The organism is Halomonas sp. C10-5, assembly GCF_057169305.1.
The window spans coordinates 2,015,160-2,039,729 of record NZ_CP175665.1; the positions used below are offsets into that span (position 1 = coordinate 2,015,160).

At 67.9% G+C, this 24,570-nt stretch carries 20 protein-coding genes; 8 read left to right on the plus strand and 12 right to left on the minus strand.

Translation table 11 applies throughout. The features are described from left to right. The first annotated feature begins 1 nt into the window (after window position 1). A complete protein-coding gene (locus ACJ7IV_RS09375; RefSeq protein WP_483864163.1) occupies window positions 2-637 on the plus strand; it encodes a hypothetical protein in 636 nt (211 codons plus the stop codon). After that, the gene (locus ACJ7IV_RS09380; protein ID WP_483864164.1) at window positions 634-1,389 is read left to right on the plus strand and encodes a DUF3307 domain-containing protein; all 756 of its coding nucleotides are present in this window, start codon (window positions 634-636) and stop codon (window positions 1,387-1,389) included. The genes ACJ7IV_RS09375 and ACJ7IV_RS09380 overlap by 4 nt, the downstream gene beginning before the upstream one ends. A 9-nt stretch (window positions 1,390-1,398) precedes the next feature. On the opposite strand, the gene scpC is transcribed toward ACJ7IV_RS09380, so the two are convergent. Further along, window positions 1,399-2,943 (minus strand): succinyl-CoA:acetate CoA-transferase ScpC, encoded by a 1,545-nt coding sequence (gene scpC, locus ACJ7IV_RS09385; RefSeq protein WP_483864165.1) that lies wholly within the window; start codon window positions 2,941-2,943, stop codon window positions 1,399-1,401. 239 nt (window positions 2,944-3,182) lie between these two features. On the opposite strand from scpC, the gene ACJ7IV_RS09390 reads away from it, so the two are divergent. Continuing rightward, window positions 3,183-4,907: a proline--tRNA ligase gene (locus ACJ7IV_RS09390; RefSeq protein ID WP_483864166.1), complete on the plus strand. Its 1,725-nt coding sequence runs from the start codon at window positions 3,183-3,185 to the stop codon at window positions 4,905-4,907. A gap of 16 nt (window positions 4,908-4,923) precedes the next feature. Next, window positions 4,924-5,571, plus strand: a complete 648-nt coding sequence (locus ACJ7IV_RS09395; RefSeq protein WP_420841781.1) for a lytic transglycosylase domain-containing protein — start codon at window positions 4,924-4,926, stop codon at window positions 5,569-5,571. Here the strand turns inward: ACJ7IV_RS09395 and ACJ7IV_RS09400 are convergent. The 5 genes from ACJ7IV_RS09400 to rfaH form a co-directional block, all read right to left on the minus strand. Further along, window positions 5,555-6,781: a PqqD family peptide modification chaperone gene (locus tag ACJ7IV_RS09400; RefSeq protein WP_483864167.1), complete on the minus strand. Its 1,227-nt coding sequence runs from the start codon at window positions 6,779-6,781 to the stop codon at window positions 5,555-5,557. The two genes, ACJ7IV_RS09395 and ACJ7IV_RS09400, sit on opposite strands and share 17 nt — an antisense overlap. Next, complete coding sequence (locus ACJ7IV_RS09405) at window positions 6,781-7,197, minus strand: hypothetical protein (RefSeq protein ID WP_483864168.1); 417 nt, start codon at window positions 7,195-7,197, stop codon at window positions 6,781-6,783. Before ACJ7IV_RS09405 ends, ACJ7IV_RS09400 begins: the two co-directional genes overlap by 1 nt. A 228-nt stretch (window positions 7,198-7,425) precedes the next feature. Beyond that, window positions 7,426-7,536 (minus strand): cytochrome c oxidase subunit CcoM, encoded by a 111-nt coding sequence (gene ccoM, locus ACJ7IV_RS09410; protein ID WP_276608735.1) that lies wholly within the window; start codon window positions 7,534-7,536, stop codon window positions 7,426-7,428. A 129-nt stretch (window positions 7,537-7,665) separates the two neighbouring features. After that, window positions 7,666-8,172 (minus strand): FKBP-type peptidyl-prolyl cis-trans isomerase, encoded by a 507-nt coding sequence (locus ACJ7IV_RS09415; RefSeq protein ID WP_282040754.1) that lies wholly within the window; start codon window positions 8,170-8,172, stop codon window positions 7,666-7,668. Between the two features lie 53 nt (window positions 8,173-8,225). After that, on the minus strand, window positions 8,226-8,759 hold the full coding sequence (rfaH, locus tag ACJ7IV_RS09420; protein WP_282040752.1) for a transcription/translation regulatory transformer protein RfaH: 534 nt from the start codon (window positions 8,757-8,759) through the stop codon (window positions 8,226-8,228). A gap of 137 nt (window positions 8,760-8,896) precedes the next feature. Between rfaH and ACJ7IV_RS09425 the strand changes: the two genes are divergently transcribed. Next, window positions 8,897-10,279, plus strand: coding sequence for an AmpG family muropeptide MFS transporter (locus ACJ7IV_RS09425; RefSeq protein ID WP_483864169.1), 1,383 nt, complete (start codon window positions 8,897-8,899; stop codon window positions 10,277-10,279). Between the two features lie 47 nt (window positions 10,280-10,326). On the opposite strand, the gene ACJ7IV_RS09430 is transcribed toward ACJ7IV_RS09425, so the two are convergent. Further along, window positions 10,327-12,168 (minus strand): SEC-C metal-binding domain-containing protein, encoded by a 1,842-nt coding sequence (locus ACJ7IV_RS09430; RefSeq protein WP_483864170.1) that lies wholly within the window; start codon window positions 12,166-12,168, stop codon window positions 10,327-10,329. 63 nt (window positions 12,169-12,231) lie between these two features. Then, a complete protein-coding gene (locus tag ACJ7IV_RS09435; RefSeq protein ID WP_483864171.1) occupies window positions 12,232-13,476 on the minus strand; it encodes an ABC1 kinase family protein in 1,245 nt (414 codons plus the stop codon). A 119-nt stretch (window positions 13,477-13,595) separates the two neighbouring features. Between ACJ7IV_RS09435 and ACJ7IV_RS09440 the strand changes: the two genes are divergently transcribed. The 3 genes from ACJ7IV_RS09440 (at window position 13,596) to ACJ7IV_RS09450 (ending at window position 17,142) form a co-directional block, all read left to right on the plus strand. Next, on the plus strand, window positions 13,596-15,530 hold the full coding sequence (locus ACJ7IV_RS09440; RefSeq protein ID WP_483864172.1) for a DNA topoisomerase III: 1,935 nt from the start codon (window positions 13,596-13,598) through the stop codon (window positions 15,528-15,530). Next, window positions 15,530-16,432, plus strand: coding sequence for a ketopantoate reductase family protein (locus ACJ7IV_RS09445; RefSeq protein ID WP_483864173.1), 903 nt, complete (start codon window positions 15,530-15,532; stop codon window positions 16,430-16,432). Before ACJ7IV_RS09440 ends, ACJ7IV_RS09445 begins: the two co-directional genes overlap by 1 nt. Before the next feature lie 86 nt (window positions 16,433-16,518). Beyond that, window positions 16,519-17,142 (plus strand): hypothetical protein, encoded by a 624-nt coding sequence (locus ACJ7IV_RS09450; protein WP_483864174.1) that lies wholly within the window; start codon window positions 16,519-16,521, stop codon window positions 17,140-17,142. Window positions 17,143-17,279: 137 nt separating this feature from the next. Here the strand turns inward: ACJ7IV_RS09450 and ppc are convergent, their stop codons facing one another. From ppc to ACJ7IV_RS09470, 4 genes are read right to left on the minus strand one after another with little or no spacing between them, the layout of a single operon-like run. After that, window positions 17,280-19,928, minus strand: coding sequence for a phosphoenolpyruvate carboxylase (gene ppc, locus ACJ7IV_RS09455; protein WP_483864175.1), 2,649 nt, complete (start codon window positions 19,926-19,928; stop codon window positions 17,280-17,282). Beyond that, entirely contained in the window at window positions 19,925-20,839 is a 915-nt protein-coding gene (gene mazG, locus ACJ7IV_RS09460; protein ID WP_483864176.1) for a nucleoside triphosphate pyrophosphohydrolase, read from the minus strand. The genes ppc and mazG overlap by 4 nt, the downstream gene beginning before the upstream one ends. Continuing rightward, window positions 20,836-23,130, minus strand: coding sequence for a GTP diphosphokinase (gene relA, locus ACJ7IV_RS09465; protein ID WP_483864177.1), 2,295 nt, complete (start codon window positions 23,128-23,130; stop codon window positions 20,836-20,838). The genes mazG and relA overlap by 4 nt, the downstream gene beginning before the upstream one ends. Further along, window positions 23,123-24,568: a TRAM domain-containing protein gene (locus ACJ7IV_RS09470; RefSeq protein ID WP_483864178.1), complete on the minus strand. Its 1,446-nt coding sequence runs from the start codon at window positions 24,566-24,568 to the stop codon at window positions 23,123-23,125. Before ACJ7IV_RS09470 ends, relA begins: the two co-directional genes overlap by 8 nt. Window positions 24,569-24,570 lie beyond the last annotated feature (2 nt).

Below are 24,570 nucleotides of genomic sequence, written 5' to 3' on the forward strand. Positions count from 1 at the left end.
CATGCCACAGCGCATCGCGGTGCTGACCGGCGACGTCATCGACTCGCGCAAGGTCGAGGACCGGCCCCGCCTCTACCGTCTGCTGGATGACAGCCTCGCCGAGCTGGCCTCTCGGCACGGCGGCCACGGCGAACGCTTCCGGGGCGACGGCTTCCAGCTTGCTCTACCGCAGGCGGCGCCGGCCATGGAAGCGGCGGTGGCCTTGCGAGCGGCGCTGATCGAGCACTCCGAAACCCATCAGCGGTGGGATGCCCGGATAGCCGTGGCGGCCGGGCCAGCCGAGCACGGTATCGCGGCGGCCGACGGCGCCACCTTCGTCGCATCGGGGCGCGCCCTGGATGCCCTGGCCGATGGCGTCGCCCATCTCTCGCTGACCCGGCTCGAGGCACCCGAGGATCACGGCCTCGCCCTGCTGGTACGCTTTATCGACGACATGATCGACGGCTGGTCGCCCTACTCCGCCGAGGTCGTCGGCCTGAGCCTGCGCCATGACGCCTCCCAGCAGGCCCTGGCCGAGCGTCTCGGCATCCGCCAGCCCAGCGTGCACAAGCGCCTGCGTGTCGCCCGCTGGGCCCTGCTCTCCGACTCCCTCGACTACCTGCGTGAGCGCCTCGCCGAGCAGGAGGAAAGGCCATGAGCTTCGATCCCCTGTCGCTGCTTATGGGGCTGCTCCTCGCCCATCTCGTGGGCGACTTCCTGCTGCAGCCATCCGCCTGGGTGGCGGAGCGCTATCGACTGCGCCACCGCTCGAAGCACCTGCTCCAGCATGCCGGGCTGCATGGCCTGCTCGCCGGGGGCGTGCTGCTGACGGCAAGTGCCGCCCAGCCCAGGGGGCTGGCCGTGGTGGCGATCGGAAGTCTGGCGTTGGCCGCCAGCCACTGGCTGATCGACCTGGTTAAGGCCCGGCTGCCGGCCGGCGAGCTGCGCTGGTTCCTGCTCGACCAGGCCGCCCATCTTCTGGTGCTGGTGGGGCTCTGGCTGGCCTGGCTGGGCAGCCTGTCACCGCTGCGAGAGCTTGCCGCCTGGCTGGTCTCGCCGACGGTACTGGGGACAGCGGCCGCCTACCTGCTGGTAACGCGACCGCTGTCCATCGCCATCGCCCTGATCATGCAGCGCTGGAGCGAGCAACTCGAGGAGACCGGCACCCTGGTCAGCGCCGGGGCGCGCATCGGCGTGTTGGAGCGGCTGCTGGTGCTGACCCTGGTGCTGCTCGACCAGCTCACCGCGGTCGGCTTCCTGCTTGCTGCCAAGTCGGTGCTACGCTTCGGCGACCTGCGCGACTCCCCCGACCGCAAGCTTACCGAATACGTTCTGCTCGGCACCCTGCTGAGCGTCTCCACCACCCTGGTGCTGGGCATGCTGGTGCGCCTGCTGCTGTTTCAGGCCTGAACCAGCCGCTCAGGCGCCCACGGCCTCGGCACCTTCCTCCTGGAGGCTGCGCATATGGCCATCACGCTCCACGGCGATATGCCACGACAGCGCCTGCTCCAGGCAGTGCGGCGTGTGACCGCCACGCCGACAGGCCTCCTCGAAATAGCGACGCAGCGCCGGGCGATAGAGTGGGTCGGCACACTGCTCGATCACCCGCTCGGCGCGCTCCCGCGGCGCCAGGCCACGCAGGTTGGCCAGCCCATGCTCGGTCACCAGCACATCCACATCGTGCTCGGTATGGTCCACGTGGCTGACGAAGGGCACCACGCTTGAGAGATCACCGCCCTTGGCCACCGACTTGGTGACAAACACCGAGAGCTGGGCGTTGCGGGCGAAGTCACCGGAACCACCGATGCCATTCATCATCCTGGTGCCGCCCACATGGGTAGAGTTGACGTTGCCGTAGATATCCACCTCCAGCGCCGTGTTTACGGCGATGATGCCCAGGCGGCGCACGATCCCCGGGTGGTTGGAGAGCTCCTGGGGGCGCAGGATCAGGCGATCGCGATAGACGTCCAGGTTCGACCAGACCCGCTCGCCACACGCCTCGGAGAGGGTGATGGAGCAGCCGGAGGCGAAGTCGAGCTTGCCGGCATCCAGCAGGTCGAAAGTGGAATCCTGCAGCACCTCGGAGTACATGGTGAGGTGCTCGAAGGGACCCTCGGCCAGCCCGCTCATCACCGCATTGGCCATGCTGCCGATGCCGGCCTGGAGCGGCAGCAGGGAGGGGGCAAGACGCCCGGCCTCGACCTCAGCGGAGAAGAAACGGATCAGGTGATCGGCGATATGTCGGGTATCGGTGTCCGGTGGCAACACCGTGGAGGGACTGTCCTTGCCCCGGGTGACCACGATGGCGGCAATCTTCTCCGGATCGATCGGTATATAGGGCGTGCCGATGCGCGAGTCCGGCGCCACCACCGGAATCGGCGGACGGGTGGGCCGCATCTGGGGGATATAGATATCGTGCAGCCCCTCCAGCTCGGCGGGCGAGTCGAGGTTAAGTTCGATGATCACCTTGTCGGCGAGGATCGCGTAGCTGGCCGAGTTGCCCACCGAGGTGGTGGGCACGATCCCGCCCTCCTCGGTGATCGCGCAGGCCTCCACCACGGCCACGTCGAGCTCGGCCAACTGGCGGTTGCGCAGCAGTTCCACCGTCTCGGAGAGATGCTGGTCGATAAACATCACCCGGCCGTCGTTGATGGCGCGGCGCAGGGTGGCGTCGACCTGGAACGGCATACGCCGCGACAGCACGTTGGCATCGGTGAGCAGCTTGTCCAGGTCGTTGCCCAGCGAGGCCCCGGTCATCAGGGTGATCGAGAACGGGTCCAGGGCGGCGCGCTCGGCCAGTGCCCGCGGTACTTCCTTGGCCTCTCCGGCCCGAGTGAAGCCGCTCATGCCCACGGTCATGCCATCTTCGATCAGGGCAGAGGCCTCTTCGGCGGAGCACAGCTTGTCCTGCCAGCCGGGCCAGCGGCAGCGCGCTTCGATGGAATTCCTGTCCAGCTTGTCCAAGGTCGTCTCCTTTCACGATCCGCGGCGAGGCCGCAGAATTAGATCACGGCATGATGATTTCATGCTTTCTTTTAGCTTGCTATAGATAAGCGTGATCAAGTTGATCCGCATCAAGGCCCAGCGCAACGCCGGGCCACGGTGCGACGGCTTTTGCCGCGCCCCCGGCTTCGCCGTACAATGCCTGCAACATTGCCGCCCTTGCGGCCATCCCGTTTGACCACCGAGGACACGCCGGACCCATGCGCGCCACCCAGATGCTGATCGCCACCCTGAAGGAAACCCCCGCCGATGCGGAAGTCATCAGCCACCAGCTGATGCTGCGTTCAGGCATGATCCGCCGCCTCACCTCCGGCCTCTACACCTGGCTGCCATTGGGGCTCAAGACCCTGCGCAAGGTCGAACGCATCGTGCGCGAGGAGATGGATCGGGCCGGCGCCCAGGAGGTGCTGATGCCGGCGGTCCAGCCCGCCGAACTGTGGCAGGAGTCCGGCCGCTGGGAGCAGTACGGCCCCGAGCTGCTGCGCCTCAAGGACCGCCACGATCGCGACTACTGCGTGGGCCCCACCCACGAGGAAGTGATCACCGACCTGGTCCGCAAGGAGATCTCCAGCTACAAGCAGCTGCCGGCCAACTTCTACCAGATCCAGACCAAGTTCCGTGACGAGATCCGCCCGCGCTTCGGAGTGATGCGCTCGCGCGAGTTCATCATGAAGGATGCCTACTCCTTCCACGTCGACGAGGACTCCCTCAAGGAGACCTACCAGGCGATGTACGACGCCTATACGCGGATCTTCACCCGCCTGGGACTGGACTTCCGCCCGGTGATCGCCGACAACGGCGCCATCGGCGGCACCGGCTCCCACGAGTTCCACGTGCTGGCCGACTCCGGCGAGGACGACATCGTCTTCTCTACCGGCTCCGACTACGCGGCCAATATGGAGAAGGCCGAGGCGCTGCCGGCACCGCTGGGCAGCGATGCCCGGCGCCCCACGCCCGGCGAGGAGCTGCGCCTGGTGGATACGCCGGATGCCAAAACCATCGCCGCCCTGGTGGAGCAGCACGGCCTGCCCATCGAGAAGACGATCAAGACTCTGATGGTCCACGCTGCCGAGGGCGGGCTGATCGCTCTGCTGGTGCGTGGCGACCATGAGCTCAACGAGGTCAAGGCCGAGAACCTGCCCGAGGTGGCTGCCCCGCTCACGATGGCCAGTGAAGAGGAGATTCGCGCCGTGGTGGGTGCCGGTCCCGGCTCCCTGGGCCCCGTTAACCTGGACATGCCGGTGATCATCGATCGCAGCGTGGCACTGATGAGCGACTTCGGTGCCGGCGCCAACATCGATGGCAAGCATTACTTCGGCATCAACTGGGAGCGCGATGTGGCGCTGCCCAAGGTGGCCGATATCCGCAACGTGGTCGAGGGCGACCCCTCGCCGGACGGCCAGGGCACGCTCTCCATCAAGCGGGGCATCGAGGTGGGCCACGTCTTCCAGCTGGGACGCAAGTACAGCGAGGCGATGAACGCCACCGTGCTGGGCGACGAAGGTCGTGCCATTCATCCCTGGATGGGCTGCTATGGTATCGGGGTGACCCGCGTGGTGGCGGCTGCCATTGAGCAGAACCACGACGACGCCGGCATTATCTGGCCAGACCCCATCGCCCCCTTCCATATCGCGCTGGTGCCGATGAATGCCCACAAGTCGCAGCGCGTGCGCGAGGAGTCGGAGAAACTCTACGCCGAGCTGACCGCCGCCGGTTTCGAGGTGCTGCTGGACGACCGCGACCTGCGCCCCGGCGTGAAGTTTGCCGACCATGAGCTGATGGGCCTGCCCCACCGCCTGGTGGTCGGGGATCGCGGACTGGACAAGGGTGAACTGGAGTACAAGGGACGCCGTGACAGCGAAGCCACCATGGTGCCGGCCGCGGAGATCCTCGACTTCCTGCGCCACAAGATCCAGCTCGGCTAGTTTCATCTTGGCCAGGATGCGCCGCTCACTTGCCGCCATGCTGGCAAGCAGCCTGCTGGCGGCGGGTGTAGCGGCCGATGACGGCGATTTCCTGGCATCCCTGGCGGCCGATAGTCGGCCGCTGCTGGTCCAGCCGCTGCCGGATACCCCACATACGCTGCGCACCACCCTCGACGAGACCCTCTCCATCTCCCGTGACCCGGCCGAGGTGTGGGCCGCACGCCAGTGGTTTACCGCCATGGAGCCGGCGCTGTCGCGCCATGTGAAGGATCCAATGCTGCGCAGCGAGCTGTTGCGGCGGGTCTATCACGAGGCGACGCTGGCGGGGCTGCCTCCCGAGCTGGTACTGGCCCTGATCCAGGTGGAGAGTGCCTTCCAGGTCGAGGCGGTTTCCTCCGCCGGCGCGGTGGGACTGATGCAGATCATGCCATTCTGGATCCGCGAACTGGGCCTTCCCGCCGACGACCTCAAGGACCCGTGGCGTAACCTGCGCTATGGCTGCACGATACTCGCCCACTACCTGGCAGTGGAGCGCGGCGACTTCACCCGGGCCCTGGCCCGCTACAACGGCAGCCTGGGCAAGACCTGGTACCCGGAACGCGTGATGCGGGCCTGGCAGCGCCACTGGCGCCCCGCCGAGGAGCGCGTCACGGTCCAGCGATAGGTGCTGACTGCTGCTCGGCGGCAGCCACCAGGCCGGCATCGGCAAGCCCCGCCAGCAACCAGCCGACATCCTCGCTGACCGACTCGAGCGGCTCGCCGAAGTGTTCGGCCAACAGCTCCCCCAGCTCCTCCCCGCTGAGCGGCTCCTGACACAGCAATCGCCACACCGCCTCGCCGGTGGCGTTCAAGCGGTGAATGGCACCGCTGGCGGGTTGAATCAGGAACAGCTCACGACCGAGCGGGTAGCTTCTCGCCTCGCGAGTCGCCAGCCAGCGCCGCCCTGCAGGGACCGGGCCGCTAAGCGGCGAGGCCTCAGGCCTGGTCACCACGAACCTGTCGCTCTCGCCCTGGCCAGCCTCACTTTCGTCACCCTCGAGCACGGCGCCCAGGTGGCGGGCCGCTGCCAGCGGCTCGGCATAGCGCAGCAGCAGGCAGGGAACGCGCTTCATCAGCGGCAGCAGGTGTGCCATGAGCGATTCGGGGGCGGCATGCCGGGCAAAGTTCTGGGAGAGCAGCTGCAGCAGCCCCTCTCCCGGCTGGAGCCGGACGACCTCGGGAATGCTCGCCTGATCGTCACGCTCCAGCAGCACCAGTGCCCCCACCGGACCCGATTCGCCATGGCGAGCCAGGGCATTCCCGGGCGGCAGCACGAAGCGATAGCGGGCATCCTCGGGGCCGGCATGGGCCTCGGCATAGTCGAGCAGCTTCGGAGCCAACGTCTCGGGCAGCGGCAGGCGCAGCCGAGGCGCGATGCCCAGGCCCACCCCCTTGCCTTCCCGTGTCAGGCCCAGCACATCATCGCCGAACAGCCGGTAACCGGCCGCGGCAAAGGCCACCGCCAAGGTGCTCTTGCCGGCGCGATGGCTCTCGGGAAACAGTACCAGGCGGCCACCCACCTCCACGCTGGCGCAGTGCAGGCCCAGCAGCGAGCCATCCCGATCGAGAAGATCGCCACCCAGATCCGCGATCAGGCTGCACACCGCCGAGGCCGGCGTCGGCAGTTCGAGACCTCGGGGCAGCTGGGGCGAGCGCTGCAGATAGCCTCCGCGACTGCGCCGCAGGCGGATGGCCGGTGCCAGACCCCGGGCACGCGCGACAGAGAGTGGCCAACCCGGCAACGCCTGGCCCAAGGCCGCGACGACCTCGGGCGCCTCCTGCACCCGCAGAATGCGTCCGAGGCCGGGCAGGGAAATATCTTGGGCGTCGACCATTACCAGCGGCGATCGGGGCGACCGAAGACGATATCCTCGACGATGGTCACCGGGTCTTCACGATAATCGCGCAGCCGGCGACGGTCGTGCTCGTATTCACGCCGCGAGTAGTAGCGGTCGTCCCGGCGATAGCGCTCATCGCCGCGGCGATAGTGGCGCTCCTGGCGGGCCCGCTCATGCCGCCGATAGGCGCCGTCGTAGCGGCTGGGCCGGGAGCGGCTGGGGCGCGACCAGCTAGGCCGGGAGCGGCTGGGACGCGAACGGCGGCGCCCATCCCAGGCCTGGGCCTGGCCGACGCTGAACAGCGTGGGGGCAACATAGGCACCAGCCAGACCCACGCCGAGGGTGGCGAGGAGCCGGCGCCGACGCCGGCGATGGGTCTCGGCGGCCTCGATTTCATGATCGTGGTGTGACATGGGAACCTCCTGCGGCTCGGCGAGCAGTGTCTTGCTCGAACACTGTTCATCCTAGCCACTGAGGCCTCGAGATGCCGCTGCCGGAGAAGCGTTGTCAATTTGTTCCACGGGCGTTGCCTAACCGCGACACTAACTGATCACACACGAAAAAAAAGGCCGACCCGTGAAGGTCGGCCCACTGGGGGGAAAGACTCCCCCCTCCCCTGACGACTCGTGCTGCGGCTGGCTTCAGTGCTTCTTGCGGTGGTCCCGCACGATGAAGGCAATCCAGCCACCCATGAAAGCGATCATCATCGCGACGGTGACCAGCCCGAAGATTACGGCGTCATCCAGATACATGGTGGTGTCCTCCCCGACTCGATGTGATGGGTGCACTATAGGCCGGGAAGGCAAGGAGAAACCTGACCTGAATCAAGTTACGACCCGGGGGCTGACGAGAGAGGGAGCGTAATTGATTCAGGTCAGTTTTCAGGGGAGCTTCTTGTCCTCGACCTGGGTGTGATCGGTGTCGGGGGGCAGGGGGTGGCCCTTGGCCAGCTCGGCACGAGTGGCATCGCGCACCGACAGCACCTCGAGGGTGTAGCGCAGGGTGTGGCCGGCCAGGGGGTGGTTGGTGTCGATCAGTACGCTGTCATCGCGCACCTCGATGACGGTGACGATCTCGGGACCATCATCCCCGGGCGTCTGGAAGCGCATGCCCGGCGTGAGCTCAGGAACCGGGAAGGCGTCACGCCCCACCTCGCGTTGCAGCGCCTCGTCGCGCAAGCCATAGGCCTCGGCCGGCATCAGAGTCACCGTCAGCTCGGCCCCGGTGTCCTGGTCCTCCAGGGCACGCTCCAGGCCGGCGACGATATTGTGGTGGCCATGCAGGTACTCGAGGGGCTGCTGGCGAGCACGGGAATCATCGAGGACCTGACCGTCGGCGTCGCTGAGGACATAGTGCAGGGTAACGACGCGCTGAGGGGCAATGGTCATGCGGATCTCCTGAATGGGGGTATCGCGGGTGAAAGCCGGCGGCGGTGACCGGCTCAGTTGCGGCGCAGATTGGCCACCGGCATCTCCAGGCGCTGCTGGCGATGCAGCAGGTTGAGCAGCACGATGGCGCGCTCCTCGCCCTTGTGGCTCTCGAACACTGCCTGCAGCTCCTTGAAGGGGCCTTCGGTGATCTGCACCGGCTCGCCGGCATGGAAGTAGAGGTTGGCATCCTGGTCGCGCTCGCTGCCCTTCTCGCGCAGCGTCTCCACCAGGGCATCATCCACGGCGATGGGCGTCTCGCCGAAGCTGACCAGCTTCAGCACGCCTCGAGTCGAGCGGATGGGACGCCAGTTGCTCACCAGCCGGTCGAGGCGGATGAACAGGTAATAGGGAAACAGCGGCTCGACCACCCAGGTCAGCTTGCCGCGGCGCTTCTTCTGCACCTCGAGCACCGGATGAAAGACCTCGAAGCCCTGATTGACCAGGTTTTCGGTGGCGCGGAAGGATTCGCCGCCCTTGCACTGGATCGCATACCAGCGAGGTACCGCTGCTTCACCTTCGTCGCGGATCACATCGCTCTCGTTCATGTCTCTCCCTCACGCTGCACGCTGGTATCGCTGCCGGGGCTCTGCAACAATCGGCTGCTGCCCTGCGCGACCCGTCTCGCGGGCCGGGAGCCCGGCGAAAGAGGCAAGGATTTTAACACCGTTGCAAGGAGAGCCCCATGCCGACGCCTACCGTCCAGAGAAGCTGGCTAGCCTCCCTGGCGATCTACCTGCGCGCCCCTGTCATCACCATGCTGTTCCTGGGCTTCTCCGCCGGCCTGCCCTTCCTGCTGGTGTTCTCCACGCTCTCGGCCTGGCTGCGCAGCGACGGCGTCGAGGTGGCGGCGATCGGCTTCTTCGCCTGGATCGGCATGCTCTACTCGATCAAGTTCTTCTGGGCCCCGGTGGTGGACCGCCTGCCACTGCCACTGCTGACCCGTCACCTCGGCCAGCGCCGCGGCTGGATGTTGCTGGCACAGGCGCTGATCGTCGCCGGCCTGGTGGGACTCGCCGGGGTAGACCCGGTGGGTCACCTGCCGCTGGTGGCCGCCTTCGCCCTGCTGGTCGCCTTCGGCAGCGCCACCCAGGATATCGCCATCGACGCCTTTCGCATCGAGTCGGCGCCGGAGGACATCCAGGCGGCCATGGCCTCGACCTATATCATCGGCTACCGCGGCGGCCTGCTGGCGGCCGGTGCCGGGGCGCTCTACGTCGCCTCCTGGCTCTCCTGGGAGGCCGCCTACCTGACCATGGCCGCGCTGGTCGGCATCGGCGTGGTGACGGTTCTGGTGCGCCCCGAGCCGGAACGCCTTTCCCTGACCAGCCAGCTGATCCATGAGCCGAGGGTTCGTGCCTTCCTGCGGGCCAGCCGCGGCAAGCCCAGGACGCTGCGGCGCCTGGGCGCCTGGGGGATCGGTGCCATCGTCTGCCCCTTCACCGATTTCTTCACCCGCTATCGGCATAAGGCCCTGTGGCTGCTGATCTTCGTGGCGGTATTCCGGATCAGCGACCTGGCCATGGCCTCCATGGCCAACCCGCTGTATATCGACCTGGGGTTCACGCTGACCGAGATCGCCAACGTCACCAACGCCTTCGGCATTGCCATGAGCATCGCCGGGGGCATGCTGGGTGGGCTACTGGTGGCGCGCTATGGCATCGGCCCCATCCTCGTGCTGGGCGCCACCGCGGCGGCGCTGACCAACCTGCTGTTCACCGCCCTGGCGCTCACCGGCCAGAGCCTGCCGCTGCTGGTGATGGCCATCATCGGCGACAACCTGGCCAACGGCCTGGCCAGTGCGGTGTTTATCGCCTTTCTCTCCAGCCTGACATCGCGGGCCTACACCGCGACACAGTACGCGCTGTTCTCGTCGCTGATGACCCTGCCCGGCAAGTTCCTGAGCGGCTTCGGTGGGCTGGTGGTCGAGGTCGAGGGCTACGCCACCTTCTTCATGATCTCCGCCGTCATGGGGATTCCGGCGGTGCTGCTGGCGCTATGGATCAGCCGCGACCGGGAACTGGTGCCGGCGCCGGTTGTACCGGCAGCCGCAAGCCGTAAGCCGTAAGCCCTTTGCACCACGGGCGCTGGAAACCGCCCCCATGGGAGCCCGATTTATCGGCGATGCGCCTCGCCATCCAGCCACCCCTGCAGCCAGGCGAGCGCCCCCGGGGTCGCCCGCCACTGGTCGCGCATCAGAGTGCGATACTGCCAGGCCTCGGCGCGGCTGCCGGGCTCGGCGGGGTCATCATCGCTTCCCGACAGTGGCCGTGGAGTGTCGGCACACAGCAGCTTGAGCGCGTGGGCGTTGTGTGCCTGGGTCTCGGCCAGTGCCTGGCCGGCCTCCTCGGGCCGATCGAGGCGATAGAGCGCCAGGGCCCGCCCCATCAGCACGCCCAGTGCCGGCCCCTCGGCCTCGGCTTCGGGCGGCTGCTCGCTGAGTGCCAGGGCATCGCTGTCGCGACCATCCCGCAGCAGCTGGTCGAGTACCAGCTCCCGCAGGCCCAGGCTGTCATGGTTGTCCAGGACCAGCAGGCGTTCGGCCAGCTGGCGGGAACGTTCGCGGGCGCCGCGCTCCATGCCCACCACCAACGCCAGCCCCGTGCGCAGCAGCAGGGCATTGTCGGCATCCTCCCAGGCCAGAGTGCCGGGGCCTTCGGCCGCCACCTGTTCGAGCCAGCGTTCCAGCCGGCTGGCCAGCGGCACGAACAGGCTGGGAGCCATCCACGGCAGGCTGCCGAAGCGCGTGGTCAGCGCCAGAGCCAGCTCCTGGACCACCGCCGGGGCATCCAGCCATTCGGGGTGGCTGCACAGCTCGGGGAGCCACTCCGCAGCGCTCGGCCAGGGGTCATCCTCGAGCCCCAGCGGCGAGTCGGAGACGGCAGACACGGGAAACACCTGGCGCCAGGCGGCGTGCAGGGTGTCTTCTCGGGCAGTGGTGTGATACTCGAGCCGGCCTTCCGGGGTACATGACACGGCCAGGCGCGGCGCGATGGGCAGCTCCTCGAGGAGCGCCTGCAGGGAGGCCAGCGGCTCGGCCAGGTCCTCCTCGGCGTTGAGCAACTGTTCGGCCAGGGTGGCGCCGGGGTTCTCGGCCAGATCGGCGAGGAACTGCAGCTGATCGGGGTCCAGGTCGCCCCGGCGAGCCAGGCGCCGGAACCAGAAGCGCGCCCGTTCGGCGGCCTCCTCTTCATGCCCTTCGTGGAGCAGCAGCATGGCCTCGATATAGGCCAGGGTGGGCGAGTCGGGCAGCGCCTGCTGGGCGCGCACGAAGGCGGCGCGGGCGCTGTCCAGGTCGTCGTTGTCGAGGTGCATCAGGCACAGCCGCTCCAGTGCCACTCCACGCAGGAACAGCGGACCGTGCTCGAGCACGGCATCGAGCAGGCTCTCGCGCTTGCGATGGAAGCCGCGCTCCTGGTAGAGGTCGATCAGGATCTCGAAGGCGGGCTCGGCCTGTTCCGGCAGCCGCGACCAGTCGCCACGCTCGAACAGCGACTCGAGGATCTGCTGGGCGCGGCCACGCTGGCCGGTCTCGGCGGCGATCAGGCCCGCCTCGAGCAGCGCCTGGGCCGGGGCCCGGCCACTCGCCAGCGCCGCCTTGAGGGTGTCGCCCTTCCAGTCGCGCAGCGAGAGCATCCACATCAGGTGATCCGGCACCGAGCCGGGCAGTGTCACGGCGCCACAGCAGTGCTTGGTCTTGCGGCCGGAGTCGCACCAGCAGGGTTCGTTACGCCCCGGGCGCGCCAGTGGCTCGCAGCGGAAATCCAGGCGCGCCAGCGGCGCCTGGGACCACAGTTCCGGCGCCAGCGCCTGGGCCAGCGGCAGATCGCCGCCCACCAGCGCGGGTCCCTCTTCCCGAGCCCAGGCCATCAGCGTCGGATAGCGCTCGTCCTGGCGAATCGCCTTGAGCGCTCCCGAGGCAAATCCCAGCAGCTGTTCGACCCATACCGCCAGCATTGCGCACTCCACCGTCCGGAAAACGGCACAGTCTACCAGTCCGCACGGGGGCTTGGCAGCCGCTTACTGCCGCGCCCACGCCAGCAGGGGGGCGGTGCGCGAACGCATGTCGAGTCGGGCGCCGAGGCGCACCAGGTTCCAGTAGTGGCCGTTGAGCGTGCGCGACAGCAGCAGGGTGTCGGCGGGAGGCTGCAGGCGGTCCATGGCCGCCCACACCTTGGGGGAGAGCTCGCGCAGGCGACGGTGCACCCGCACGTCGCCGAAATCCTGCTCGCCGGGGGCGAAAAGCGCCGAGACCGCCTCGGCGGATTCCCTGTAGAGCGCCAGCGGCGCACCCTGCCCCTGACGGCCGCCCAGTTCGAGCAGCGCACTGTCCATGGCCATCGGGTCTCCGACCAGGGTAGCCTCGAGCAGGCGCATCATCGCCTTGAGCCGCGGCTCAGGCACAGGTATGACCGCACCCAGATCATAGATCACCAGTCGCCCCTCGGCGTCGGCGGCGAAGTTGCCGGCATGCGGGTCGGCGTGCAGCTCGCCATGGGTGAAGAGTTCCTCGGTGAGCCAGTCGGCGAGGGTCTGGGCGATACGCTGTCGGGTGGCATCGTCGGAGGCCTCCAGTTCGCGCAGCGGGGTGCCAGGCACATGGCGCATCGCCAGCACCCGCTCACCCGAGTAGTCAGGCAGCGGCTCGGGGATCACCAGTCCCGGCCAGTCGGCGTAGCGCTGCCGATAGCGTGCCAGCGCCGCAGCCTCGGCGTGGTAGTCCAGCTCACCGCGCAGGCTCGCCGCCAACTCCTCGAAGAGCGCATCGAGTCGCGCCTGTGGCACCTTGAACCAGCGCCCCAGGCGCATCAGACGCCTGACCTGGGCGAGATCCCCCTCCAGCACCTCGGCAAGGCCGGGGTACTGCACCTTGAGTACCAGCGTCTCGCCGTCGAGAGTCACGGCGCGGTGTACCTGCCCCATGGAGGCGCTGGCGAAGGGGCGCGTCTCGACCTCGCGAAACACGTCATCGATATCGCCGTAGTGGTCATCCAGGGTGCGGCGAATCGACTCCCAGGGCATCGGTTCGGCCTGGCGTTGCAGCCGGGCCAGCTCCTCGGCGAGGTCCGGCGGCAGCAGGTCATCCCACTGGGACATGATCTGGGCCAGCTTCATGGCCGGCCCCTTGAGCTCGGAGAGCCCCTCAAACAGCGCCTCGCCCAGGGCGCGCCAGTCGGCCTGGCCGCCCAGCCGGGTGCGCAACAGCGCCCCACCGGTGCGTGCCCCCAGTCCCAGCAACCGCCTCGTCCTGCCTCGCTCACGCATCGCCTGCTCCGCCGAAGAATAGTGTTACAACAATTGTACACCATGATTGCGACGTGACACCTGGCCAATCACCACGAACACTGGAAGAATGTCCATACTTCACCGCTGTCGAGGCCACCATGCGCCTGATCATCGCCGAGAAGCCCAGCCTGGCCCGGGCCATCGCCGACGCCCTGCCCGGCTCTCCCCGCAAGCAGGAGGGGGCGATCGCCGTGGGCGATACCACCGTGACCTGGTGCCTGGGCCACCTGCTGGAGCAGGCACCACCCGATGCCTATGATCCCGCCCTCAAGCAGTGGCGCCTGGATACCCTGCCGATCCTGCCCGAGCGCTGGAAACTCACGCCTCGCCCCAAGGCCCGCGGCCAGCTGGCGGCGATTCGCAAGCTGCTCAAGACAGCCGGCGAGGTGGTGCACGCCGGGGACCCCGACCGCGAGGGTCAGCTGCTGGTCCAGGAGGTGATCGAATACCTCGGCTGGAAGGGTAAGGTATCCCGACTGCTGGTCAGCGACCTCAACCGTCCAGCGGTGCAGCGGGCGCTTGCACGCCTGGAGGACAATGCCCGCTACCAGCCGCTCTACCGCGCCGCCGAGTCGCGCTCCCGCGCCGACTGGCTGTATGGCATCAATCTGACCCGGGCCTGGACGCTGACCGGTCGCCAGGCCGGCCATGATGGTGTGCTCTCGGTGGGCCGCGTGCAGACTCCGGTGCTGGGCCTGGTGGTGCGCCGCGACGCCGAAATCCGCGACTTCACGCCCCGGCCCTTCTTCGTGCTGTGGGCCGACCTCGCAGTGGCGCACGGTGAGCTGCGCGCCTGGTGGGCCCCCGGGGAGCACCATCCGCTCGACGACCAGGGGCGCCTGCTGGCCCGGGAGCCAGCAGCGACCCTGGCCGAGCGCCTGCCGGGAGCCGCAGGTCGCCTGGTGGCCCTGGAGACCCAGCAGAAACGCCAGGCCGCCCCTCTGCCCTACTCGCTGTCGGCACTGCAGGTCGACGCCGCCAGGCGCTACGGCATCTCCGCCAAGATCGTCCTGGACACCTGCCAGGCGCTCTACGAACGCCACCAGCTGATCACCTACCCGCGCTCCGACTGCCGCTACCTGCCCGAGGAGCACTTCGCCGCCGCCCGCAGCACTCTGCAGAGCGCCTGCCGGGAGGATGACACCCTGCGCGGGTGGCTTTCCGGCGCCGACTTCTCCCGTCGCTCCAGGGCCTGGAACGACACCAAGGTAGGCGCCCACCACGCCCTGGCGCCCACCGGGCGCCCCATGGACCCGGCGCGGCTCTCGGCCACCGAGGCCAATGTCTTCCGACTGATCGCCCGCAATGTGCTGGCCCAGTTCTACTCGCCCTTAATCACACGCGAGGTGAAGGCCGAGTTCCGCATCCTCGAGGAAACTTTCCGCGCCCGTGGCCAGGAGATCCTCGACCCCGGCTGGAAGCCGTTGTTCACCACCCGCGACGAGGCGCCGCCTCTGCCGCCCCTCACCGAGGGCGAGGCGTGCCGGGTCCAGGAAGCCGGCGTGGAGGATCGCGAGACCCGCCCGCCCGAGCCTTTCAACGACGCCAGCCTGATCAAGGCGATGATGAACATCGGCCGCTACGTGGACGACCCCGCGGTCAGGCGCACCCTGCGCGAGCACGATGGCCTGGGCACCGAGGCGACGCGTGCCGGCATCATCGAGACCCTGGTCGAGCGTGGCTACCTTGTGCGTCAGGGCAAGGCGCTGCGCGCCACCCGCCTGGGCAGTGCGCTGATCGCCTCGCTGCCCGAGGCGGTCGGTCGTCCCGAGCGCACCGCGCTATGGGAGCAGCGGCTCACCGCCATCGCCGAGGAGGCCTCCGCCCCCGCCCCCTTCCTCGACTCGCTGATCAGCGACCTGCATGCCCTGCTCGGCGCCGCGGATGCCGGCCGTTTGCGCCAGGCGCTGCATAACGCCGAGGGCGAGGAGGCCAAGGCACCCCAGCGGGCGTCACGACGGCGCGGCACGGGACGCGCGACGAGCAAGGGCAGCAAGCGCCGTGCGCCGCGACGCCGCAAGGAGGGCAGCTGATGAGTTGGCAAACCCACTGGATCATCGGCCCGGGCGCCATCGGTCGACTGCTGGCCCTGCGCCTCATCCGCGACGGCCATGGGGTGACGCTGATCGGTCGCCGGCCCCTCCCTGGCCAGCAGACCCTTGTCACACCCGAGGGTGAAGCGTCGACTCTCGAGGTCACCACCCGAACCGGCCCGCCCCAGGGTTTTCCGGATGTGGTTCACCTGACCACCAAGGCCTACGCCGCCGAGGCGGCCTATGCGGCCCTGGCCGGGCACCTTCCTGCGCACACCCCGATGGTGCTGTGGCAGAACGGATTCTTCACCCAGCCACGCCTCAGCGCGTGTCACCCGGGGCCGGTGCTCTGCGCTACCACCACCGAAGGCGCCTATGTGGAAGCGGATGACCGGGTGGTTCACGCAGGTCACGGCGACACCGCCATCGGCTCGCTGGACGGCGGTCATGCAGCCCTCGCCGAATCACTGGCTGGCCTGCTGAGCGACGCCGGGCTGCCGAGCCGGGCGGTGCCCGATATTCGGCAACGGCTATGGCAGAAGCTGGCGGTCAATGCCGCCATCAACCCGCTGGTGGCCCACTACCGCATTCGCAATGGCGAGCTGCGCGATGCGCCCTACCGAAAGGAGGTGGAGGGGATCATCGGCGAGGTGGCAGAGGTGATGCAGGCCGAAGGGATTGCCCCGCCCAGCGGCACGGGACTCGAGGGCTGGCGGGCCCTGGTCTGGAAGGTGGTGGAGGCCACCGCTGCCAACCGTGCCTCCATGCTTCAGGATATCCTCGCGGGCCGGCCCACCGAGCATGCCGCCATCCTCGGGCCGCTGGACGAGGCCGCCAGGCGCCACGCCCTGGCCACCCCGCGGCTGGAGGCGCTGCAGCGGCGACTGGCGAATCCCCGGTGAGCTTGCTAGCCTAGATGAATCTCATCGCTACTCGCCCTGCGGCTTGACCCCTTGCGGGTCAGGCCGTAGCGCAAGGACAGGGACCCATGAAATCCCGCCACACCTTCGCTGTGCTGCTGGCCTGCCTTGCCTTCACCGCCTCGCTCGGGGCTGTCGCCGCCGAGGATGGTAACGACGACATCGTCGAGATCGTCACGAAAGCCAAACGAGGCAATGGGGTAAGCCCCGCCTACGCGGGTCAGCCACAAGACCTCATGCGCCTGGAAAACGGCGTCGTCATCGACGGCCAGGACATCGAAACCCCGGACGGTTTCACCTCCGGCTTTCGCCTGATCGCCGGCTTCAGTCCTTTCCAGCTTCCCAAGCTCGATCTGGGTGCCGAATTCAGTTACCGCGAGAGCAACGAGGTCCCCACCCGGCTCGGCGACCAGCAGTTGCTGGTCAACACCGTCAGCCTCGGCGGCAGCCTGGTGGCGGGCGTGCGAATGGGGCGCTTCGGCCTATATGCCAAGTCCGGTCTGGTCGGCTGGGAAGGCGACGCGGTGATTCCTCGCGGCGATTTCGATGAGGCCGGCACCACCCGAGTGCAGGGCTTCGGGGCGCGGCTGCAGTTCCCGGGCTTCACCAGCCGCCTGGAGCTTGAGGAGTACGACGCCCCCGATATGGCCCACCTCAACCTGCTGACCGCCTCGGTCAATATTCCTTTCTAGAGCCTGAAGAACGCCCGCTGCGCGGGCTTACAGCTTGAAGCTGGAAGAAAACCCAAACCAAGGAGTCCAGGTTTTTTCTTCCAGCTTTCAGCCGCGCAGCGGCACTCTTCCAGCTTACAGCTCTCGGCGAAGCCGGATTACCCCGTATTACGCAGCCCCGCCGCAATGCCTGCCATGGTGACCATCAGCGCTCGGGAGAGATCGGCGCTGATCGCCCCGTCGGCATCGCGGTTACGCTGTAGCAGCTCCGCCTGCAGGCCATGCAGCGGGTCGATATAGGGATTGCGCACGGCAATCGCCTGATGGATCAACGGGGTCTTCTCGAGCAATTCCTGCTGCTCGAGGATCTCCAGCAACACCGTGTTGAGGCGCTCGAAACGGTCGCGCAGGCGCTGACCCAGCGCCTTGAGGGCAGGCTCGTCGACCAGGCGATGCTCATAGTAGGCGGCGATGCCCACATCGGCCTTGGCCAGCAGCATCTCCAGCATGTCCAGATAGGTACCGAAGAAGGGCCAGCGATCGCGCATCTCCTGAAGCACCTCACGGCCACCCTCCTCTGCGAGCCGCGTGGCGAAGGCCTCGCCACTGCCCAGCCAGGCCGGCAGCATCAAACGGATCTGGGTCCAGGCGAAGATCCAGGGGATCGCCCGCAGGGTCTCCACCCCGCCATCCTGGCGGCGCTTGGTGGGCCGCGAGCCCAACGGCAGCCGGCCCAGTGAGCCCTCCGGGGTCACCGCCCGGAAGTAGGGGACGAAGTCGGGATCCTCGCGCACCACCCCGACGTAGGCGCCATGGGCGATCTCGGCCAGGCGGTCCATCTCCTCACGCCACTGGGGCTCGGGATCCGGCGGGGGCAGCAGAGTCGCCTCCAGCACAGCACAGGCATAGATCTCCATGGAGCGCAGGGCAATCTCCGGCTGGCCGAACTTGAAGCGGATCATCTCGCCCTGCTCGGTCACCCGCAGGCTGCCGTTCACCGAGCCCGGCGGCTGGGACAGGATCGCCGCGTGGGCCGGGCCACCACCGCGGCCCACGGTGCCGCCGCGACCATGGAACAGGGTCAGGTCGACATCGTGTCGGCGGCACACCGCCACCAGGCTCTCCTGGGCGCGATACTGGGCCCAGGCGGCGGCCAGCTGGCCGGCATCCTTGGCCGAGTCCGAGTAGCCGATCATCACCTCCTGACGATCACCGGTGAGGAGGCGATAGCCAGGCAGCGAGAGCAGGCGGTCGATGGCATCGCCGGCATGGTTGAGGTCATCCAGGGTCTCGAACAGCGGCGCGATGGGCAGCTTGACCTCGCCCCCCACCTCCTTCATCAGCAGCGCCACGGCGAGTACGTCGGAGGGCTCTGCCGCCATGGAGATGACATAGGTACCGAGTGCCTCGGCCTGCTCGCCGGCGATGACCCGGAAGGTGTCGATGACCTCCCGGGACTCCGGCGAACACTCCCAGCGCCGGGGAATCAAGGGTCGACGCGAGGCGAGCTCCTCGAGCAGGAAGGCCTGGCGCTGCTCCTCGCTCCAGTCACGATAGTGGCCCAGCCCCAGGCCATCGGTAAGCTCCTCGATCACCTGGGCATGGCGGCCCGCCTCCTGGCGGATATCGAGCTTGGTCAGGGTGACCCCGAACACCGCGACCCGGCGCAGGGTGTCGAGCAGCGCGCCGTTGGCGATGGTGTCGAGCCCCACGTCGCACAGCGAGCGGTAGCAGGCGAGCAGTGGCGCATAGAGCTGGTCGCGACTCTCGATGATCGGGCCGCCATCGTAGGGCTTGCCGTCGAGGCTCGCCTTGGCCCAGTCGCGGGTCGCCTCGACTCGCGCCAGCAGCCGGCGCAGCAGTTCGCGATAGGGCTCCCCGGCATCACCGACTTCGGCCTTCAGTGCGCTGTTGGCCTTCCACATGGAGAGCTCGGCCTTGAGCTGCTCGAGGTCGCGCAGGTAGAGGTCGGCGGCCATCCAGCGCCCCAGCAGCAACACCTCCCGGGTCACCCGGGAGGTGACGTTGGGGTTGCCATCACGATCGCCGCCCATCCATGACGCGAAGCGGATCGGCGCGGCGTCCAACGGCAGGCGCTCGCCGGCGGTCTCCAGCAGCAGGTTGTCGAGGTCACGGTGAAAGTCGGGCACCGCCTGCCATAGCGAGTTCTCGATCACCGCGAAGCCCCACTTGGCCTCGTCCACCGGCGAGGGCCGCTCGTGGCGAATCTCGTCGGTATGCCAGGCCTGGCTGATCAGCTCCTCGAGGCGCCCCTTGGCCCGCGCACCACGCTCGGGATAGTCCGCCGAGGACTCGATGGCGGTCAAACAGTCGTCGATGGCGTCGTACTTCTGGATCAGGGTACGCCGGATGACCTCGGTGGGATGGGCGGTCAACACCAGCTCGACCCGCATGCCGGCCAGGCTCTCCACCAGCTTGCGCGGCGAGTTACCGGCACGCCGTGCCCGCTCCACCAGCTCCGAGAGCACCGGCTGGGTTCCCGGACGATAGTCCTCGACCCGCCGGAAGCGCGCCCGGTAGTGCTGCTCGGCGATATTGGCCAAGTTGAGGAACTGGTTGAAGGCCCGGGTCACCGGCAGCAGGTCGCGGTCGGGCAGGCGACGCAGGTAGTCGATCAGTTCGCGCTGGGCCGCCTCATCACCCTGGCGGCCGCGCTTGGCGAAGCCACGGATTGCCTCGATCCGGTCGACGAAGCCATGGCCCAGGTCATCGGCGATGGTGCGTCCCAGGCTGTCACCCAGGATACGGACGTTGTCGCGCAGGGATTCATGCAGATCGTGACTCATGGCCGAGATTCTCCGGAAGATGGGGCGACATCGAGGCGTTCGTCTCGCTTGGCGGCCTGCCAGTGACGCTCCATGGTTTCGAGGTCGGCAGCGCCGGGGCTGTCACCTTCGGCGGCCAGGGCAGCCTCCACGTGACGGAAACGGCGCTCGAACTTGGCATTAGTGGCGCGCAGGCACTGCTCGGGGTCGGCCTTGAGGGTGCGGGCGAGGTTGGTCACCGCGAATAGCAGGTCACCCACCTCCTCGGCGGCGTGGTCGCGATCCCCGGCGGCCAGCGCCTCCTCCACCTCGTCGAGCTCCTCGCGAATCTTGGCGATCACCCCGCGGGAGTCAGGCCAATCGAAGCCCACCCGGGAGGCGCGCTTCGACAGCTTGGCGGCACGAGAAAGCGCCGGCAGGGTGCGCGGGACATCATCCAGCACCGACGCCGCGGCGCTATCGGCTACCGACGCCGAGCCAGATCCCGAGGCGTCCTCTCCCTGGGCAGCCCGCGCGGCACGCTCCTCCGCCTTGAGCGTCTCCCAGCGACTGTTGACCTGACGGGACTCGATCTCCGCGGCGGAAACGCCCGGCGGGCGCCGCGAGGCCAGGGTGCCTTGCGGGAAGACATGGGGATGGCGGCGCAGCATCTTGGCGGTCAGCGTATCCACCACATCGTGGAAGTCGAAGCGCCCCTCCTCATCGCCGAACTGGGCGTAGTAGACCACCTGGAAGAGCAGGTCGCCCAGCTCGCCGGGTAGCTCGTTCCAGGCGCGGCGTTCGATGGCATCGGCGACCTCGTAGGCCTCTTCCAGGGTATGCGGCACGATGGAGTCCCACCCCTGCTTGAGGTCCCAGGGGCAGCCCTGCTCGGGGTCGCGCAGCACTGCCATCAGGGTCAACAGGTCATCGAGAGAGTGGCGACGACTCATGACTTGCGCTCCTTGTTCTTGCGCTTGCGTCCACCACCGCCACCGCCTGTGCCACTGCGCAGGCGGCGCACTTCGATGACATTGGGCAGCTGCTGGATCCGCGAGAAGAGCCGGCCGAGGGTCTCCAGGCCATCCACCTCCACGGTGATCTGCAGGCGGGCGATGCCGTCGTCGCTGTCGGTCAGGGTATTCACCGCCAGCACGTTGACCTTCTCGTTGCCGAGCACCCCGGTGACATCACGTAGCAGGCCGGAGCGGTCCCAGGCCTCCACCTCGATATTGACCGGGTACTGGGTGCGGGCCCGCTCGCCCCACTCGACCTCGATGATGCGTTGCGGCTCCTCCATGCGCAGCTGGAGGATATTGGGGCAGTCCTGGCGGTGGACGGTGACGCCGCGCCCCTGAGTGATGAAGCCGACGATGGGTTCGCCGGGCACCGGATGGCAGCAGTTGGCCATGCTGGTCTTGAGGTTGCCGACTCCGAGCACGGTGATATCGCTCTTCTCCCCCTTGACCGGGGAGCGCTTCGGCTTGGCCAGCAGGCGTTCGAGCTGCTCCTGGTCGTCGTTCTCGCCGAACAGCTGCTGGGCCTGGTGCAATACCTGTCCGATGCGCAGGTCGCCCGCCCCCAGCGCCGCATACATGTCCTCGGGGGTAAGGTAGTTGACCTTGCGGGCCAGGGTATCGAGGTCCATGCCCTCGAGATCGAGGCGCTTCATCTCACGCTCGAACAGCGCACGCCCCTCCTCGATGTTCTGGCCGCGAGCCTGGTGCTTGAACCAGGCCTGGATCTTGGCGCGGGCACGGGAGGTGCGCACATAGCCCAGGCTGGGATTGAGCCAGTCGCGGCTCGGCCCACCCTTGCTGGCGGTGAGGATCTCCACCTGCTGGCCGGTCTTGAGCTTGTAGGTGAGAGGCACGATGCGCCCATTGACCTTGGCACCTCGGCAGCGGTGGCCCACCTCGGTATGTACGCGATAGGCGAAGTCGATGGGCGTGGCGATGCGCGGCAGGTCGATGACATGGCCGTCGGGCGTGAACACATAGATGCGATCCGGCGCCACGTCGCTCGACAGTCCCTCGCGCAGATCGCCGAAGTCGCCGACCTCGTCCTGCCACTCCAGCACCTGGCGCAGCCAGGCGATCTTCTCCTCGTAGCTGGTGCTCTTGGCCTTGGTGTCGTGGCCCTTGTAGCGCCAGTGGGCACACACCCCGAGCTCCGCCTCCTCGTGCATGGCGAAGGTTCGGATCTGGATCTCAAGTACCTTGTTCTCGGGGCCGATCACCGCGGTATGCAGCGACTGGTAGCCGTTCCTCTTGGGGTTGGCGATATAGTCGTCGAACTCGTTGGGCACGTGGTGCCAGCGCGAATGCACCAGTCCCAGCACGGTGTAGCAGTCGGCTACCTCGGGGACCAGGATGCGCACCGCGCGGATGTCGTGGACCTGGGAGAAGTCGATGCGCTTGCGCTTCATCTTCCGCCAGATCGAGTAGATATGCTTGGCGCGGCCATCCACGTCATAGCGGGGAATGCCCTGAGCCTCGAGCATCCCCTTGAGGGCATCCACGACCTCGGCGATATAGCGGTCGCGATCCAGGCGCTTCTCGGCCAGCTGACGCGCGATGGCCTTGTAGTCATCCTCGTGGAGGTAACGGAAGGAGAGATCCTCCAGCTCCCACTTGAGGTGACCGATGCCCAGCCGATGGGCCAGCGGCGCGTAGATGTCGAACACCTCGCGGGCCACGCGCAGCTGCTTCTCGCGAGGGGCGTCCCTGACCTGGCGCAGCGCGCAGGTGCGCTCGGCGATCTTGATCAGCGCCACGCGCACGTCATCGATCATGTTGACCAGCATCTTGCGCAGGTTGTCCTGCTGGTCATGCTGACCCATGTCATGGCTGGGCAGCTGGGTGGCGCTGATCGCCGCCATCTGCAGTACGCCGTCGATCAGGCCGGCCACCTCGCGGCCGAACTGCTTGCCGACCGCCTCCAGGCCGATCAGCCCCTCGCGTACCGCACGATAGAGCACCGCGGCCTCGAGCACCGCCTGGTCGAGCTTGAGCTCGCCCAGGATATCGGCCATCTCCAGACCCATGCGAAAGCTGGAGCCATCCGCCAGCCAGGCGCGATGAGGACGCTCCGACTCGCGATCCAGCCGTTCGGCGAGACGGCAAGCCTCGACCATCTCGACCGGGTCGCGCAGCCTGACGTCCTCCTGCAGGCGCTCCACCCACAGCTCGATATCCACGCGCCCCGTAGCGGTGAGGGGCTGGTCCTCACGGACTTTAACCATCGGGTGATGCTCCTTGGCGCTGCCGCTGTGTCCGCGAATGTTCGAACAGCAGCATCGATTCCAGGTGTGAGGTGTGCACGAACATGTCGGCCACGGCGATGCGCGTGACCCGATAACCACCTTGCAAGAGGTGTGCCGCATCCCTGGCCAGGGTCGCCGGATCGCAGGAGACGTAGAGCACACGCGGCACCGGCGCAGCCACCAGTGCTCGAGCGGCCTCCTCGGCACCGTCGCGGGGCGGGTCGAGCACCACTACCTCGGGGGCAAGCTCGGCCAACAGCGTGGCCACGGCGCCCGCCTCCGCCAGGTCGGCCTGGCGGGCCACCAGACTCAGGCTCGGCGCTCGGGCATTGGCCCGGGCGTTGTGCTCCAGGCGCTCGACCATCGACGGGCTGCCCTCCACCGCGGTCACCCGGGCCCCGGCAGAGGCCAGCGGCAGGCTGAAGTTGCCGACCCCGGCAAACAGGTCCAGCAGCGGCGCGTCGGCGAGGCCATCGAGCCAGTCCAGCGCGGTGGCCACCATCCGGCGGTTGACCTCGGCATTGGCCTGCAGGAAGTCTCCAGGGGCGAAGCCAAGGTCGAGCTCTCCCCCCACCCCCGGCACGCGACAACTCAGCGTCGGCCTGGGGGTCAGCCACTCGAGCTCGGGGGCGTCGCGTCCTGTCAGCCTGGCCAGGTTCAGCCCATGCTCCGCACCGAAGGTCAGCCAGGCTTCGCGATCGGCGGCATGCTCCTTCAGCTGACGCACCACCAGCGTGACGCCCTGGTCACTGGCTAGCAACTCCAGATGGCCCACCTGGCGTGGCGCCTGGAGCGAGGCCACCTGACGGTGCAGGGGCACCAGCAGAGCATCGAGTTCAGGCACCAGAATGGTGCAGTGCTCGATATCCACCAGGCGATGCGAATGCCGCGCCCGAAAGCCCAGGTGGAGCTGGCCCTCGGCATCAATCTTCACCCCCAGCCGCGCCCGACGACGGTAGCCCTGGCCGGCACCGGCCAGCAGCTCGGGTTCGCCATCCACCACGATGCCCTGACGGGCCAGCAGGTCGACGAGTACCGCCTGCTTGTGGCGACGCTGGGCAGGTACCGCCAGGTGCTGAAGGTCGCAGCCACCACAGCGTGCATAGTACGCACAGGGCGGCTCGACACGCTCCGGCGTGGCCTCCAGCACCTCACGCACATGGGCCTCATCGAAGCGCTTGCGGGTCCGGTGGACCGCCACCTCGACCCGCTCGCCGGTCAGTGCGCCCTCGACGAACAGCGCCTTGCCGGTGGCGTCGTGGGCCACCCCGCGACCGTCATGGGCCAGCCGCTCGATCCGTAGCCCCTGGGCCTGATCATCGCCCGGGGCCACCGGCTTCGATTGTGGCTGGCGGCCCTGCAGGCCGGAGACACCCGACCGCTCACGGCGCGGCCGCCGTTTGCCCAGCATCGCCATGG

What these genes read in the sequence shown, in the direction of transcription:
- ACJ7IV_RS09440 (WP_483864172.1), top strand. Translation starts at nt 13,596, where the DNA reads ATGCGCCTGATCATCGCCGAGAAGCCCAGCCTGGCCCGGGCCATCGCC.
- ACJ7IV_RS09400 (WP_483864167.1), bottom strand. Translation starts at nt 6,781, where the DNA reads ATGGTCGACGCCCAAGATATTTCCCTGCCCGGCCTCGGACGCATTCTG.
- mazG (WP_483864176.1), bottom strand. Translation starts at nt 20,839, where the DNA reads ATGAGTCGTCGCCACTCTCTCGATGACCTGTTGACCCTGATGGCAGTG.
- ACJ7IV_RS09425 (WP_483864169.1), top strand. Translation starts at nt 8,897, where the DNA reads ATGCCGACGCCTACCGTCCAGAGAAGCTGGCTAGCCTCCCTGGCGATC.
- ppc (WP_483864175.1), bottom strand. Translation starts at nt 19,928, where the DNA reads ATGAGTCACGATCTGCATGAATCCCTGCGCGACAACGTCCGTATCCTG.
- ACJ7IV_RS09430 (WP_483864170.1), bottom strand. Translation starts at nt 12,168, where the DNA reads ATGCTGGCGGTATGGGTCGAACAGCTGCTGGGATTTGCCTCGGGAGCG.
- ACJ7IV_RS09390 (WP_483864166.1), top strand. Translation starts at nt 3,183, where the DNA reads ATGCGCGCCACCCAGATGCTGATCGCCACCCTGAAGGAAACCCCCGCC.
- rfaH (WP_282040752.1), bottom strand. Translation starts at nt 8,759, where the DNA reads ATGAACGAGAGCGATGTGATCCGCGACGAAGGTGAAGCAGCGGTACCT.
- ACJ7IV_RS09395 (WP_420841781.1), top strand. Translation starts at nt 4,924, where the DNA reads ATGCGCCGCTCACTTGCCGCCATGCTGGCAAGCAGCCTGCTGGCGGCG.
- ACJ7IV_RS09445 (WP_483864173.1), top strand. Translation starts at nt 15,530, where the DNA reads ATGAGTTGGCAAACCCACTGGATCATCGGCCCGGGCGCCATCGGTCGA.
- ACJ7IV_RS09375 (WP_483864163.1), top strand. Translation starts at nt 2, where the DNA reads ATGCCACAGCGCATCGCGGTGCTGACCGGCGACGTCATCGACTCGCGC.
- ACJ7IV_RS09470 (WP_483864178.1), bottom strand. Translation starts at nt 24,568, where the DNA reads ATGGCGATGCTGGGCAAACGGCGGCCGCGCCGTGAGCGGTCGGGTGTC.
- ACJ7IV_RS09380 (WP_483864164.1), top strand. Translation starts at nt 634, where the DNA reads ATGAGCTTCGATCCCCTGTCGCTGCTTATGGGGCTGCTCCTCGCCCAT.
- ACJ7IV_RS09415 (WP_282040754.1), bottom strand. Translation starts at nt 8,172, where the DNA reads ATGACCATTGCCCCTCAGCGCGTCGTTACCCTGCACTATGTCCTCAGC.
- ccoM (WP_276608735.1), bottom strand. Translation starts at nt 7,536, where the DNA reads ATGTATCTGGATGACGCCGTAATCTTCGGGCTGGTCACCGTCGCGATG.
- ACJ7IV_RS09405 (WP_483864168.1), bottom strand. Translation starts at nt 7,197, where the DNA reads ATGTCACACCACGATCATGAAATCGAGGCCGCCGAGACCCATCGCCGG.
- ACJ7IV_RS09450 (WP_483864174.1), top strand. Translation starts at nt 16,519, where the DNA reads ATGAAATCCCGCCACACCTTCGCTGTGCTGCTGGCCTGCCTTGCCTTC.
- relA (WP_483864177.1), bottom strand. Translation starts at nt 23,130, where the DNA reads ATGGTTAAAGTCCGTGAGGACCAGCCCCTCACCGCTACGGGGCGCGTG.
- ACJ7IV_RS09435 (WP_483864171.1), bottom strand. Translation starts at nt 13,476, where the DNA reads ATGCGTGAGCGAGGCAGGACGAGGCGGTTGCTGGGACTGGGGGCACGC.